The sequence below is a fragment of the Xylanibacter oryzae DSM 17970 genome (assembly GCF_000585355.1).
GTDB lineage: Bacteria > Bacteroidota > Bacteroidia > Bacteroidales > Bacteroidaceae > Prevotella > Prevotella oryzae.
This window is the reverse complement of the sequence record NZ_KK073873.1, coordinates 2,874,768-2,890,290: the sequence shown is the minus strand read 5'-3', so window position 1 is coordinate 2,890,290 and position 15,523 is coordinate 2,874,768. Positions and strand designations below refer to the sequence as shown.

At 38.3% G+C, this 15,523-nt stretch carries 10 protein-coding genes; 6 read left to right on the top strand and 4 right to left on the bottom strand.

The features are described 5' to 3' along the window. Positions 1-5 precede the first annotated feature (5 nt). From hemN to XYLOR_RS11745, 3 genes are read right to left on the bottom strand one after another with little or no spacing between them, the layout of a single operon-like run. A complete protein-coding gene (gene hemN / locus XYLOR_RS11755; RefSeq protein ID WP_036879810.1) occupies positions 6-1,373 on the bottom strand; it encodes an oxygen-independent coproporphyrinogen III oxidase in 1,368 nt (455 codons plus the stop codon). Continuing rightward, entirely contained in the window at positions 1,342-2,589 is a 1,248-nt protein-coding gene (locus tag XYLOR_RS11750) for an MFS transporter (RefSeq protein ID WP_051508994.1), read from the bottom strand. The genes hemN and XYLOR_RS11750 overlap by 32 nt, the downstream gene beginning before the upstream one ends. A 5-nt stretch (positions 2,590-2,594) precedes the next feature. Further along, on the bottom strand, positions 2,595-4,655 hold the full coding sequence (locus tag XYLOR_RS11745) for a TonB-dependent receptor (protein ID WP_036879808.1): 2,061 nt from the start codon (positions 4,653-4,655) through the stop codon (positions 2,595-2,597). Between the two features lie 895 nt (positions 4,656-5,550). On the opposite strand from XYLOR_RS11745, the gene XYLOR_RS11740 reads away from it, so the two are divergent. The 5 genes from XYLOR_RS11740 to msrA all read left to right on the top strand — a co-directional run bounded on the left by XYLOR_RS11740 (position 5,551) and on the right by msrA (position 12,985). After that, positions 5,551-8,727, top strand: a complete 3,177-nt coding sequence (locus XYLOR_RS11740; RefSeq protein WP_036879805.1) for a SusC/RagA family TonB-linked outer membrane protein — start codon at positions 5,551-5,553, stop codon at positions 8,725-8,727. Between the two features lie 4 nt (positions 8,728-8,731). Beyond that, on the top strand, positions 8,732-10,138 hold the full coding sequence (locus XYLOR_RS11735) for a SusD/RagB family nutrient-binding outer membrane lipoprotein (protein ID WP_036879802.1): 1,407 nt from the start codon (positions 8,732-8,734) through the stop codon (positions 10,136-10,138). 1 nt (position 10,139) lies between these two features. Further along, a complete protein-coding gene (locus XYLOR_RS11730) occupies positions 10,140-11,384 on the top strand; it encodes an acyl-CoA--6-aminopenicillanic acid acyl-transferase (RefSeq protein ID WP_036879799.1) in 1,245 nt (414 codons plus the stop codon). Beyond that, entirely contained in the window at positions 11,381-12,367 is a 987-nt protein-coding gene (locus tag XYLOR_RS11725; protein ID WP_036879796.1) for a TlpA disulfide reductase family protein, read from the top strand. The genes XYLOR_RS11730 and XYLOR_RS11725 overlap by 4 nt, the downstream gene beginning before the upstream one ends. 102 nt (positions 12,368-12,469) lie before the next feature. Further along, positions 12,470-12,985: a peptide-methionine (S)-S-oxide reductase MsrA gene (gene msrA / locus XYLOR_RS11720; protein WP_036879793.1), complete on the top strand. Its 516-nt coding sequence runs from the start codon at positions 12,470-12,472 to the stop codon at positions 12,983-12,985. A gap of 88 nt (positions 12,986-13,073) precedes the next feature. Here msrA and XYLOR_RS11715 read toward each other — a convergent pair whose 3' ends face one another. Beyond that, positions 13,074-14,396, bottom strand: coding sequence for a cytidylate kinase family protein (locus XYLOR_RS11715; protein ID WP_036879790.1), 1,323 nt, complete (start codon positions 14,394-14,396; stop codon positions 13,074-13,076). Positions 14,397-14,623: 227 nt separating this feature from the next. On the opposite strand from XYLOR_RS11715, the gene XYLOR_RS11710 reads away from it, so the two are divergent. Next, on the top strand, positions 14,624-15,475 hold the full coding sequence (locus tag XYLOR_RS11710; protein WP_036879787.1) for a cation diffusion facilitator family transporter: 852 nt from the start codon (positions 14,624-14,626) through the stop codon (positions 15,473-15,475). Positions 15,476-15,523 lie beyond the last annotated feature (48 nt).

The following is a 15,523-nucleotide window of genomic DNA, read 5'->3' as shown; positions in this document are numbered from 1 at the left end:
TATTATTATATTGGTTTTGAAAATCTTAGTTTCGAGTCATCCATCATCCTGTCAAGACTCGCCGCAACATTGCGTACGAAAGGAGTTCCCGTATCTGTCATCTCTATCATGTTGTTATCGAATGTTATCAGACTGTCATCAGCCATCTCTCTGAGTTTAACCTCATTATATGCGGTAGCTGATTTAGCCTCATCCACAGTGATATGTAAGCGCTCGGCCAATGCCCTCCAGTCTATACGATAGTTGCACATCATACTTTCTATTACCTCACGTGTTATCTGTTGTTGTCTGTCGAGAGTATAACCTTTGCTGATACATAGTTTGCCCCTTGACATCGACTCTATATATTGTTTTATGTCTTTCGTATTTTGCGCATATGCCGTTTCCAGTTGACTTATTCCGCTTATACCGAAGGCATACACCTGAGCAGTTATTCTTCGCGGACAGTAGCCCTGGAAGTTGCGATGCAACTGATGGCATTCCAATGCCTTGTTCAGTTCATCATCAGGCAATACGAAATGATCCATCCCAACAGATCTGTATCCCGCCTCTTTCAGCATTGAAGAAGCTCTGTCAAACATCCCCATTTTCTCATCCCTGTCCGGCAGTCCTGCTTTTTCCAGTATCATCTGTCGTTTGTTTACCCACGGCACATGAGCATAACTGAATGTCACCATCCTATCCGGTCTCAGTTGTATGGCATGATTTATCGTGTCTGCAAAACTCTGTATAGTCTGTACCGGCAAACCATAGATAAAATCCAGATTGATTCTAGCCCCTTTGCCCCTTAGTATATCGAATATCTCTTCTTCATTGATAAGCGAAGCGCGTCTGTTCACTGTCTTAAGCACCTGCCTGTTGAAATCCTGTATGCCTATGCTGAAACGCGTGAAACCACTCTCAGCCAACATCGTCCAGTCTTCTCTTGTGAGGTATCCTGGATGACATTCTATGGCTATCTCAGGATGGTCTATCGTATCAAATGCAGACAGCAGATGCTCATTAAGTTCTCTGATATACTTTACGCTTATAGCCGTCGGACTTCCTCCGCCATAGTGTATCTGTGATATCTTGCGACCTTTGTTTATCAGTGGCAACATGATATCAATCTCCTTATGCAGAGCCTTTACGTATTCATCTACGGTCTCAGGGCTCCCCATGGCGAAAGAGTTGCATCCGCAATAATGACACAGATGTCGGCAGAAAGGAATATGAAAATAGAACGAAAGTTGGTTGCTTTGAGCACTGTTCGATTGCTCCACAGCTTTCAGATATTCATCATTGGTATAAGTACCAAAGTTGTTTGCTGTAGGATAACTGGTATACCTTGGTACAGGAACATTATATTTTTGAATTATTTTCGGTCTTAGCATTTTTGCTTTTTTTGTTTTTAAAGAATATTGCTATAAATATAAGTGACACAAAGGCTAGTGCGAGTTCCATTGCGAACAGTCCGCTGTATCCCATTCTATCTGCCACAAGTCCGCTTACCGATGCTACTATTATACCACTTAATTGAGCCAGCACAGTCTGCACAGTGAAGTCGGTACCTTCACGCCCCGCTCTTACGCAATCCATTGCCGATGTGTAAACCACTACAGATCCCATACCATAACTACTCCACAAAAGCATTATCCCGATATAAAGGGCTATCTTTGTGGGATGTGTATACGACATCTGCATAAAGTATAATGTAGATACAAGTATCAGTACCGCAACCCATATGCGTATTGTGTTGCATCCAAACTTCTTTATAAGTTTCCCGGCAGGATATGCTGCGACAAAGGCTACAGCCGTACCGAATATACCACTCATAAATCCAATCTCTTTTAGTCCGTATCCCAAATCCACCAGATATGGACGCAGTATCGAGAGTATACCTATAAAACTTGAGTAGTATAGTATCAGGAAACATACCTGTCGCCATATTCCCTTCTGAGAAAAGAACCATATGAAATCAGCACGTTTGGCATACACCGTCTCCCTCTTGTCGCCTGCCTGTATGCCTTTATTGTACTTAAGCGGTAATATGACCACCATCACGATCATGCACATACAAACTGTTACCGTACGCCATCCGAACTGGTGTAGAATAATAAGCAATACACCACTTCCTATCAGAGCACCGCCGAAACTTCCCATTGCCTGCATGCTATTTATCATACCCTTATTTTCGCTTCTGAATGTGAGTATTGCCAGAGCGTCTGTAGCTATATCCTGCGATGCCGATGCTACAAACGAACAGATAAGTAGTAGCAGTATCAATTGGATGTTTGTGTTTATATCTAGAAATCCTATTACAAGGATAAGCAAGGCATAAACCATTTCCGACCGTATGATGAACCTCTTATAATCGGCAGTACTTATACAGCGCCGGTCTACCAACGGTGACCACAAGAATTTCAATATCCAGGGCAACTTGATAAGTTGCATCAGTGCTATTGATGTCAATGAGAAATCAGCCTGACGCATAAGCACCTGAAGAGCTGTTGTAAAGAAACTCATCGGCACACTCTGCGCCACATATAGTCCAAAGAATGTAGCGAGTGTTATACTCTTGTTTGTTTTTACCAGACTATAGCTTTTCATCGATATCAAATATTAAATATTATCGACGTACCGATAGTAAATGGTTTACCCTTCTGGGCAAACTTACCTCCTGATACGAAGTAATAGCTTATGTAGTCAGTATCTGTAATATTCTTGCTCCACACCTCACACGTCAGTCGGCCCACAGTAGCCATCACCTTCATATTCAGTGTCATATAGAAAGGCTGACTCACTGCATTGTCTTCGTTCCAGTATATCTTTCCTACGCCAACCAACGAACCGCTGAATGTCAGTCGGTCTATCACGTTCAGTACTTTGTACATCGAGTAGTCTGCATTCAATGCGAATGTATTACGCGGCACCATTGGCAGCATCTTGTGCGAGTAGTCTTCTGTGTCACTCTTCTTGTATTCCAGGAATCTGGCATAGGTATAACCGTAGTTCAACTGTATGTTAAGACCTTTAACGGGATTCGACTGCAACGTAAACTCAACTCCCTTACTGTCAGAATGACCGGCATTTTGCTGTATATTACCCACCCCGGGTATCGTTTTGTTTATCTGCTGATTGCGCCAGTCTATATAGAACAGGCACAGCTCTGCATACAACTTATTGTCTAAGAAGTGCCACTTCGTGCCTACCTCATAATTCCAGTTATATTCGGGTTTGAAACTTTTCTCATCGTCTGTAATAAAAGTCTGGTTAAATCCACCTGCCTTATATCCCCTGGCTACAGATGCATATACCAGATTGTTCTGACCGAAAGAGTTTTGCAGAGAGAATTTTGGAGTTAACTGACTGAAATGCATTTTACTTTCAGAGTCTCCTGTCTTGACAATGTCCGAATTTACCACATGTTTGTAAGCCTCGTAAGTGTTTTCTGCATGCTCGTAGTCATATCTCACGCCAACCGAACCGGACAGTGTGCTGCTTATGTCATAGGTAGACTGATGATATACAGCCAGTCCTTTTGTAGGGATATCATAATATTTTGGAGTGGAGTAATTTTTTGTAAGATAACTCATTTCGAGAGAGTTCTTAGCCTTCTGTGTGAATAAGAACAGACCACCAATCCAGTGGTATGGACCACTACCTTTCGACTTTAGTGTAAACTCCTGACTTAACATGTTCTGTCTTAGTCGTTGTTCTACATAATATACCGCTGCAGGCGTAAAGTCTTGGTCTATTCCCTGATGATCTTTGATATACTGGTGAGATGTCTGACTGTTGAATATAATATGTCTGCCCTCATATTTTGCACTTATTCCCGAAGATATCACCGTACGCTTGTACATACTGTACGAGTCATAATTCACGCCCGCCCATTCTTTCGTATCCGGATTATAAATACCGTAAGGATATCCGCCCTGGTTAGATACGTCTAGACTCGAACTGATATGTAATGTCCACCTCTGTGCAGGTTTCCATACCAGTGATATTCTGCTTGCGCCATTCTTTATGTCGTCAGCCTTACTGCCTGTGGCCATGTTTGTAAAGTATCCGTCGTTCTGATGATAAGTACCCATCACAGAAAATCCCAGTCGGTCGTTCAACTTTGTATAATTAGATACTGTAGATTCAAAGTCATTATAATTGCCATACCCCACCTTCAGTCTCGTATTCTGATAATCGAGAGGCGATAGCGTATGTATGTTTATGATTCCACCTATGGCATTACGTCCATACAGTGTACCTTGAGGACCACGAAGCACATCAATGCTACTCACGTCAGCCAGATCAATATCAAAAGCTGATTTCTCAAAATGAGGAATATCATCTACATAGAAACCTATAGACGGAGCATTTATCTTCGATCCGATGCCCCTTATATATACCGGCGACGTTTGTTTAGAACCATAATCAGGCATGAAGAAATTTGGTACATAACTGCTCAATTCCTTTACGCTCTTTATTTCATTGTCATTAATAAAGTCTTTGCCTACATACGATGCCGATAATGGCGACTTACTTATCTTCTCTTGTTTTATACCCGTGACCAATACCTCGTCTAGTTTCAACTTCATTATTTTTGTTGTATCTTCAACCTCCGAAAAAACCATACTCGAAACCGCGAACAAGGAGCATAACAGCACTATTCTCTTCATAATTTATATCTTTTTATCTTAGCGGGTGCAAAAGTACGACAAATCCTATAACTGTGCAATCCTCATTTATTGGGAAAATATGTAACGCCGATTTGATAGATAAATAGAACATACATACCACATTAGCGGTATTCTAAAATACCATAAAAAGGGGATTGAAAGACCTATTAATTATACATAACTTTGCACCTTGAAATAATTATTAAAATTAATAGAAAAATGAAACGAATGTGTAATATCATTTTTATGTCAGTACGAATGCGTATGACAAAGATAATAAGAGTATTTAATCAGGTTGGCAATTTACAATTAAAGTTTTTAAAAGATGAAAAAAAAGTTTGTATATAATACGATTATCTTACATGTAATAAATGTCATTATATAATATGATATAAATAGTAGAATAACATTTTCAACACATGGATATTGTTGAAATGCTCATAAAAATTCTATTTGTATCTAAAATTATGTTTTCATTTACTATTTGCGAACAAACAATATCCAAATGCATCAAAAAGCAATAATATAATGTTAAATTCAAACTTTATGTTATAATTTGTTTTGTTATTAAAACAAAATGCTATATCTTTGCATTATTAAGGTTGCAAAATGACATTTACTGGTACAATAATAACAGACACAAATAACAACACAACACAAATTAAAACAAATTAGGTATGGGTAAGCATGAGTCAACATTAAAGCGTAAGTTAAACGCTTTTCATTTATGGGGATTAACTTTAAGATTGGTTATTTCAGGAGATTATTTCGTAAAGATTTTATTAGCAGAAAACAAATCATAAGGTCATAATTTTAATCATAAATAGCAATAATCAAATTATGTGGAGTTAGCATAGCTTGCTTCTCAGGTAATTAATACACAAAAACTTTGTATATGAAATCAATAGGAAAAATAATATTAGTAATATCTTTATTTGCTATATCACCTATGGCATATAGTCAAAACATCATATCAGGACAAATTACAGACTATAATAATGGTGAACCTCTTATAGGAGTTTCCATTCTTATTAAAGGGCAAAAAGATAAAGGTACTATAACGGATACGAATGGTAACTATCAGCTTTCTACCAATAGCAATTTGCCAATCACTTTAAAAGTTCAGTATATAGGATTCCAAAGCATTGAAAAGGAAGTCTATGATACGAAAGAACCTCTGAATATAAGGCTACATGAAAATTCACACCTCTTGGATGAGGTTGTTGTGACAGCACTTGGCAAGGCTCGTTCTGCTGATGAGTTAGGTTCTACCGCATCTGTAATTAGTAAAGACAAGATTGTCTCTGCAGGTACATCCACATTAATTAATGCTTTGAGTGGAAAAGCAGCAGGTGTAAGAATATCATCTCCTAATGGTGAACCCGGAAGTGGTTCAAATATTATTATTCGTGGAGCAAATACATTTATCGGTGAGAGTCAGCCTCTTATTATTCTAGATGGTACTCCTATCAGCAACGAGAGCTCTGGTGATACCGGATTCGCTCAGCAATCACGTCTTAATGACATTAATTCTAACGACATAGAGTCACTTCAGATATTGAAGGGGGCATCTGCATCCGCACTATGGGGATCTCGTGCAGCCAACGGAGTTATAGTTATTACCACAAAAAATGGTTCTCATTCATCTAAGCCTAACATATCGTATACATATAGTAAAAGTGTGGATTGGATAAGCCAACATCACCCATTGCAAAGCACATGGGGCCAGGGCACAGGTGGTAAGTGGAACAAGAACTCAAATTATTCATGGGGAGATAAAATATCAGACCGTTCAGGGGCATCAGATGTCTATGATAAGTCCGGAGGCTATTTCGTGGCTGAATCAGGCAATATATACTATCCTATCTTGCAGAAGAATTCAACGCAAACTTATGTAGACAGCAACTTTGATGCCATATTCAGAACAGGAGGTTTTGACCAGCATGAACTTTCCATAAGTGGTGGTGGCGACAAAGCAAATTATTATCTGAGTTATGGGGGACTTTTTCAGGATGGCGTTACTCGTGGGTCATATTATAACAAGCATAACTTCAGAATAAATGCCAATTATCGTTTTTCTGATTGGGTAAAGTCAAGCGCAAAGATAGCATACATAAATACCGCAGCCAACCGCATACAAAGTAATGGAGATAACGTAAACGGTGCTTATTTGTCACTACTTAGAACACCGGCCGATTTTGATATCCGAGATTATAAGGGGACTTATATAGATGCTAGCGGTGTGGCATATACCAACCGTCAACGCATGTATCGTAACGAGATAGGCGCAAACAGTCAACCTACATATAATAACCCTTTATGGAGTACCAACGAACAAGAGGCTTTAGAAAAGGTTAACCGTTTTATTATCACACCGGAACTGTTGATAAATCCATTCTCATGGTTAGATCTAACTCTGAGAGGTGGCATTGATTTCTATAATGATAGTCGCGATACATACTATCCTATTAATTCTGCCACAACCTCATACACATCTGGTTATTATAATTATCAGACAGCTCAGCACCTGGAACTTAATTTTGATGCAATAATAAGGGCAACACATAGATTCTCTAATAAATTTACGTTAATTGGTACTGCAGGATACAGTATTAACGACCGCAATACCACATCCAATAGCGATGTGCTAACACCATTTGATGTTCAGACAGATATAAAGTCATCTTCATTGTCATCCAATGATGCTGCTACGTCATGGACTAAATTGATTACACATATACGTTCTAATAGAGGCTACGCCATAGCAGATATTGAACTTTATGATCAACTTTTTGTTTCAGCAACAGGTATGCTGGAATCGACTTCGACAGTATCAAAATCACATTTTTACCCTTCTGTTGATGCAGCATGGCAGTTTACACATATTTTAAAATCTAATTTTTTGAGCTTCGGTAAATTAAGAGCTTCGTGGGGAAAGGTAGGCACTCAACCAGAAGCATATCGTACTACGACTTTGGCCACAGCCACAAATGGTTCTTTTGGTGGCAGTTATGCTGTGAGTAACACTAAAGGTAACAATGATCTGAAACCCGAAGTAAAAACTGAATGGGAAATTGGAACTGATTTGAGATTCTTCAATAATAAGTTAAGCATGAAGTTTACATATTATAATAATGTTATTCATGATCTTCTTTATAGTGTGGCTCTTAATCCGTCTCAGGGATACGGTTATAAATATTCTAATGCCGGTACGATGAAAAATCATGGAGTGGAGTTTGAAACTGTATACCACGTATTCGACAAGAAAGAATTCTCTTGGGACATAAACCTCAATTTCAGCCAGAATAAAAACCGTGTTACAGAATTAGGAGGAACTGGCCTTTTGAATATAAGCAGCACATCCGTTGCCCTTGAAGGTTATTCTCTAGGAGTTCTATACCGTCCGGGAGCATTACGTGATGGTAATGGCAACTTGATATTAGACAAGAATGGATTTCCACAGCTCTCAACTTCAAACGTTGTCTTAGGCGATCCTAATCCAAAGTGGCGTGGAGGTCTTGGCATGGATTTCAGATACAAGAACTTCGATTTTAGTTTCCTATTTGAACATTCTCATGGAGGAAAATACCTCAACCGCACCCAACTCGCACTTTATGGATATGGAGTTCACCGGGATGTTTCCCATGAAGTTACACTAACTAGTGATGTTGCCAATTATACCGGAAAGATTTTTAAAGCCGGTACAACAATAAGAGGAAATCTTTATGATTTTGGAGCCGGCACCGTCTTACTGGATGAATCCTGGTATAATGGTCTCGGTGGTGGTCTTGGAATAAACAAGGTTCATGACTTCTATGTTCAAGATAATACATGGACCAAACTTCGCAACATTACTCTTGGATATACATTAGATGATAATTGGTTCAAACATAAGACAGGTCTTAATTCTGTGAGATTTTCAGTTACCGGTAGAGATCTTCTTCTTTGGACAAATCTTGTAGGCATAGATCCGGAGAGCAATAACTATGGAGTGAGTAATGCACAGGGTATGGATTATTTTTCCAGCCCGGCTACACGCTCATTAATTTTTAGTATCAATATAAATTATTAAGCAAATGAACAATATGAATATAATACATAAAGCTTCCATTTTATTGGTAATATCTATGAGCTTTATATCTTGTGAGAGTTTAGTCGACGGAGTGAACAAAAACCCAAACAGTGTAAGCGTTTCTGATGTTGAAACCGGGTTATATGTCAATACTCCTGAATTGGCCCTTGTTGGAATTGAACGAGGTATAGATTCATACATTCCAGCTTTATGGACAGGACAGATTATTGGCACGAATCAGTTCCCATTGGCATATTATAATTATCAAGTTACAGAAAGTACATTTGATTTTAATGGATATCAGTCGGTTATTACACAGGCTAAATATATACAGAAGAGTGCTCCAGATAATAAATTCTACCAAGGTATCACACGCATAATGGAAGCATATCTGTTTGGTACTTACGCATCTCTATATGGAGATATACCCTGCACAGAAGTCTCAACAGATGTTGATTATCCAAAATTTGAGAGTCAGATTGAAGTCTTTGCATATGTTCAGAAGTTGCTCGACGAAGCTATCTCTTATTTAGATAGTGAAACATCTGTACAGTTCAAACAGGATTATTTCTTTAATGGGAATATCAATAAATGGAAAGAAACCGCATACACACTTAAAGCTCGTTACTTTACAATTACAAAAGAATATTCCAACGCCTATGAAAGTGCACTCAACGGTATAAGCACTAACGACAACTCTTTGTTTTTCCGTCCAATAGATGATAATCAGACATCTAATAAAAACAACTATTGGACTTACACTCAAAATCAGTATCTGGGAACAAATGATCTCAATGGGAAGCAATGCTTTCTATTTAATGAGCTAGACAAGCATAACAATAATAAGACTGACGAGACAGCTCGTAAAGCCTATTATTATATTGACCCTAACAATGCCACTCAGAACAAAGGATTCGCTTCAAAACTAGAACCGGAACCTTTGGTAACTTATGCTGAAAATCTTTTAATACTGGCAGAATCAGGTACACGCACACAAGGCTTCGATATCGGACTAAAGTATTTGAATACACTCAGAGACTTTTATAATAAAGGTGGTAATCTGAACAAATACTATTCATCTTATGGCCATAAGTATGATAGTTATACGAATGAAGATTTCCAGAAAGATGGAATTTTAAATAGTGATGGCATTTTACCTACAAGAGCATTGTTAAGAGAAATAATACTAGAGAGATATCTTAGCAGTTTCCTTACCTTAACGGCATTCGACGATGCACGTAGATTAAGAGGAGCTGGAGAAAGTGATATTGCCGTACCCATTCCACTAAACAACAATACTGCCACCAAACAACCGGAACGTTTCTATTATCCTGAAACAGAGATGCTTTCTAATATTAATGCTCCAAAAGATCCCGGAATATATGCCCCAACCGCAGTAAACAGTAAATAATATGAAGAAAATAAATAGAAAAATATTCCTGACACTAGTACTAGCATTACTAAGTGTTGATATAGCGACGGCATGCACGTCTGTTATAGTATCAGGTAAAATAACCAAAGACGGGCGTCCATTGATATTCAAAAATAGAGACACCTACAATTTGGATAATGTCAGCGTATTGGTACAAGGAGAGAAGTACCGCTATTTAGCTATTGTTGCAGCAAATGACACCACTCAAGAATGTGTTTGGTCAGGACATAATGAGAAAGGCTTTGCTATATTAAATACAGCAGCATATAATCTGAACTGCGATTGCAAAGAGGATCAGAGTAACGAAAATGACGGACGCATCATGAGAAGAGCACTCGAAATATGTGCTACTTTAGCTGACTTTGAACATTTCTTAGATACAATACCACGCCCCATGCATGCCAATTCCAATTTTGGAGTAATGGATGCAGAAGGTGGTTGTGCATATTATGAGACTAGTAACAAAGGGTACAAGAAATACGATGTTAATGATCCAAATGTAGCACCTTATGGTTATCTTGTAAGAACCAATCATGCAATGTCGGGTGACCGCTCTGCTGATAAGGGAGTAGAAAGATATCTGGCAATAAGCAAGTTCATGGATAAAGAAGGATGTTGTGGTAAGATTGATTATAGGTATCTGCTTACTACCATCCCACGATATCTGATACATGGGCTTACAGATATAAATCTGTATGATTTTGAACCTGAAGACAACAAACTACCTAAGTTTTTCCCTTTTAGGGATTTCATTCCAAGATATCAGACGGCATCTACAGTCTTAATACAGGGAGTAAAAAAGGGTGAAAATCCTTTGTCAACAATAAGTTGGACCATCGTAGGCAGTCCTCTTACAACTGTTGCTGTTCCTCTTGTGATATCAAAATCAGGTGTATTACCAAAGTTGGTAACACGTAATGGCAAAAATTATTCAGCGCTTTGCCATGCAGGATTGGAACTAAAGAAGCGACTATTCCCTCTTGAGCGTGGCAGTATTACCGATTATATTGATTTATCACAGTTGATCAACAAGAAGGGAACCGGAATTTTACAGCTAATTACCCCTATCGAGGATAAAGTCATCGACATGTCTTACGACGTAATTGGAAATATGCGGGATGGCGAATTGTCTGATCGCAAACTCAAGGAATACTATGAGTGGGTAGACAATTATATTAAGAAACAATACAATGAAGTTTTCAATATTAATATAGACAAATTATGAAAAAAATACTATTTCTTATCACATTGTTATCAATATCAGAGCTTACTTTTGCTCAAAGTTTATCTCTTTCAGGTAATGTAAAGGGGGCAACTAGTGGAAAGGTGTATCTGCAAAAATTCATAGACAGATACTTTGAGAATGTTGATTCGGCTAATATAGAAAATGGCAAATTCAAATTTAATTCTAAAGTTGAATTGCCTGAAGTCTATGGACTTTCACTTGATCAGAGTGGTAACTCTTATTTAGTCTTTTTGGATAAAGGCAATATAACGGTAGATTTGGATTCCGCAAGGAATTATTCAAACTCAGTTACAAAAGGGTCAGAACTACAGGATTTATATCTTGATTATAGGAAGAATGCAAGATCTATCAATATTTCTGATTTTATAAAGTCACATCCTAAATCATTAGTTGCAGTTTACGCCTTATACCGCGATTATTCTTATCGTATGAGTACAGAAGATATCAAGAGTAATCTTTCTTTACTTGATAAGTCTTTGCAGGAAACGCCTTATGCAGGCATACTAAAAGATCTGCTTAATACATACCAGGTTGTTAAAATCGGGAATCACGCTCCAAACTTCCATATCACAGATATAGATGGTAAAAATGTACAATTAAAAGATTATATAGGCAAGGGATATTTATTATTGGATTTCTGGGCAAGCTGGTGCGGACCATGTCGTAAGGAAAATCCTAATGTTGTAAAGACATTCCGGGCCTTCAAAGATAAGGGGTTTGACATACTTGCCGTTTCTCTAGATAAGAGTAGAGACGCCTGGGTAAAAGCCATACATGATGATAAACTTAACTACAACCATGTTTCAGAACTTAAATATTGGAATAGTGAAGCTGCCAAATTGTATGGAGTTCGCTCTATTCCCAGCAATTTTCTTATAGATAAGAATGGCATCATTGTTGCGAAGAATTTACGTGGCGACCAACTCTCCGAAGTATTAGAGCAACTGCTTGACAAAAAGTAATTATTCTTTTTCACGACAATCTTGATTATAGCGCAATCCTCATTTATTAGAAAATAGGTAAAATATTATCTATTTAAAAATTAATTATTATCTTTGCACATTATGAAAGAAATATATTTAGCAGGAGGATGTTTCTGGGGAACAGAACATTTCTTCAAACAACTAGACGGAGTATTAGAGACCGAAGTCGGATTTGCAAATGGGCATACACAAGATCCGACATATAAAGAAGTGTGCACCGATACAACCGGTTTTGCAGAAACCGTACATATCAAGTATGATGAAGAGAAGATAGATCTGGAATTCTTACTTAATATGTACTTCAAAGCTATTGATCCAATAAGTGTGAACAAGCAAGGTGGTGACTGTGGTACACAATACCGTACGGGTGTCTACTATACATCTGCCGACCAGCTTCCTGTTATAGAGAAGGTCTTTAACCAACAGCAAAAAGAGTTATCCCAACCTATTGCGGTTGAAATCAAAGCTCTTCAGAATTTCTATGCAGCCGAAGAATATCATCAAGATTATCTGGATAAGAATCCGAAAGGATATTGTCATTTGCCATTAGCATTATTTGAATATGCCAGGAATGCTAAGAAGAATGGGGCTTCGTAATTAAGGCTTTTTTCTTATAGACAAAAATATATATAAAGCCTCTTCAACCTGATATCAGCATTAGGATGAAGAGGCTTTAAGTAATAATTTACTTGCCGTTTGTTATGCTGTTGCAAATAATATCTACTATGCCGTCAATGCTTATTTTAGACGAGTTTACCACCAAGTCATAGTTGCGTGCATCAGTCCATGTACCACCTGTATACTGCCAGTAATGGTTGGCACGTGCCTTATTGACCTTTATCACCTGCTCTTTCGCCTTGTCTTCACTTACATTCAGATAACCGGTAACACGCTTTACGGCATCCTCGTTATCCGAACTTACAAAGACATGAAAACTGTTTTTGTCATTTCTTAATATCCAGTTGGCGCAACGTCCGATTATCACACACGATTCCTGCATTGCAAGCTTGTTTATCGTACGGCTCTGCGATACGAAGATGGCATCATTCTCTGATGGATTCATAGACATCGGTATGCTCTTGTCTGTGAATATCAACTCCCAAAGTTTACCTGTAGAGATATTCTGCTCGTTCTGCTCCACAAACTCATGGGTATAACCAAGGTCTTCGGCAGTTTTGTCTATCAGATACTTGTCGTAGAGTTTGATACCAAGTTTCTTTGCCAGTTTCTCACCAACCTCATGACCACCGCTGCCATACTCTCTTGATATGGTGATGACAAGAGGTGATGATTCGCCACGCACACTCTCCTCGCCTACAGCTACAGGAGTAATACACAACAGCTTATCCATCCATGCCACATGCGGATTGAATTTTCTTACCATAAACCCTACGTAGAACATTGAGAAAAGTGTACCTACACCTACCATATCCCATTGCCAACGCCCGAAGAATACGAAACAGAATATCACACCTACAATCACAAGACCTGTATCGCTGAACATCTTTACCTTACCAAAATCGGCATGCACCACTTTTGATATAGCCAATGGGAATCCTTCGCCGGCAAGCATTAGTACATCACATTTCACTTCCATGGCTATACCATAGGCAAGCATAGCTCCACCGGCACACAACTGAACGAATCTCATTATATATCCCAATACCGAACTATCAAACTGCAAAAAACTTGTTAGCCACATCGTAAGGTCGGTATAGAATCCAAACAAGAAACTTACAGCTATCTGTAACAGTTGTATCTTAGGATAATTCTTTCTTAAAAGTAGTATTTGCGACAAGATTAAGAAGACATGCATGCAGATTACATATTCGCCCATTGTCCATCCTGTATTCGGTATCAGACTCAGTACATATGGTGGGCACGATATTGGCGAAGACCCCAGGTTAGCGCGTATAGACAGCGACGTGCCCAATGCTATGATAAATAAAACAACTACGAATGTGGCATATCTGCGTAATAACTCTCTCTTACATCTTGATGATTTCATGATTTATAAAATGTTTACTTTCTTTCGGAATGCAAAACTACTAATAATAGTTGACTTTACCAAAGTTTATAACCACCTAAAACGCTTTATTCTCATATAGTTGCAGATTATATACAATCTAAAATATTAATAAAGGCTAAATCTTATTGTTTGAATAGTTAATTGTTCTTTTATTACAGGAAAAGCAATATCTTTGCAGTTTCATTTCGTAAATCGGATATAAAAAAATGAATAGCAAACAGAAAGTTGCATTGTCTTCTATTTTCGCTGGTTTTACCCTTACACTTTTCAAATTCATAGTGGGCATATTAACAGCCAGCTTAGGAATACTCTCAGAAGCTCTACATTCACTATTAGACTTGGTAGCAGCTATTATCACTTACGTATCCGTAAGTCTTTCGGACAAGCCTGCCGATAGTGATCATAATTATGGTCATGGCAAGATAGAGAACCTGTCGGCATTTCTCGAGTCGATATTACTTTTTGTGACAAGTGGCTGGATCATTTACGAGGCTGTGTCAAGGATTGTGACAAACAATTTCCATGTAGAAGTCACTGTATGGAGTTATATAGTAGTAATAACATCAATGATAATAGACTTCAGCCGTTCCAGACAGCTGTTTAAGGTAGCAAAGCAACAGAACAGCCAGGCTCTCGAGGCCGATGCCATTCATTTCTCTACCGACATACTCAGTTCTGCCTGTGTACTGCTGGGATTGATCTTCGCCAATTTCGGTTACCACAAAGCCGATGCCATAGCCGCCATCTGTGTAGCCATTATTATATTTTACATATCTTATGGCATGTGCAAGAAAGCCATAGACGTGCTGCTTGATAAGGTTCCTACAGGAGTTACCGAGATAGTAGAAGACAGGTTGAAATTGAACAAAAATATACGTTACTATCATGATCTTAAGATAAGGACGTCTGGTGCATATACCTTCATAGACGTGAATGTACATCTGCAGCCCGACTTAAACCTTAAGGATATCCACTCTCTGTGCGATGATATAGACGCTCAGATAAAGAAGGTGATACCACAGTGTGATGTAACTGTACATGCAGAACCGGATGAATAAATGTTGTGAGTTAATTATAGAAGGCCGAGACTCTGTGATAGAGTCCCG

What these genes read in the sequence shown, in the direction of transcription:
- hemN (WP_036879810.1), bottom strand. Translation starts at nt 1,373, where the DNA reads ATGCTAAGACCGAAAATAATTCAAAAATATAATGTTCCTGTACCAAGG.
- XYLOR_RS11750 (WP_051508994.1), bottom strand. Translation starts at nt 2,589, where the DNA reads ATGAAAAGCTATAGTCTGGTAAAAACAAACAAGAGTATAACACTCGCT.
- XYLOR_RS11745 (WP_036879808.1), bottom strand. Translation starts at nt 4,655, where the DNA reads ATGAAGAGAATAGTGCTGTTATGCTCCTTGTTCGCGGTTTCGAGTATG.
- XYLOR_RS11740 (WP_036879805.1), top strand. Translation starts at nt 5,551, where the DNA reads ATGAAATCAATAGGAAAAATAATATTAGTAATATCTTTATTTGCTATA.
- XYLOR_RS11735 (WP_036879802.1), top strand. Translation starts at nt 8,732, where the DNA reads ATGAACAATATGAATATAATACATAAAGCTTCCATTTTATTGGTAATA.
- XYLOR_RS11730 (WP_036879799.1), top strand. Translation starts at nt 10,140, where the DNA reads ATGAAGAAAATAAATAGAAAAATATTCCTGACACTAGTACTAGCATTA.
- XYLOR_RS11725 (WP_036879796.1), top strand. Translation starts at nt 11,381, where the DNA reads ATGAAAAAAATACTATTTCTTATCACATTGTTATCAATATCAGAGCTT.
- msrA (WP_036879793.1), top strand. Translation starts at nt 12,470, where the DNA reads ATGAAAGAAATATATTTAGCAGGAGGATGTTTCTGGGGAACAGAACAT.
- XYLOR_RS11715 (WP_036879790.1), bottom strand. Translation starts at nt 14,396, where the DNA reads ATGAAATCATCAAGATGTAAGAGAGAGTTATTACGCAGATATGCCACA.
- XYLOR_RS11710 (WP_036879787.1), top strand. Translation starts at nt 14,624, where the DNA reads ATGAATAGCAAACAGAAAGTTGCATTGTCTTCTATTTTCGCTGGTTTT.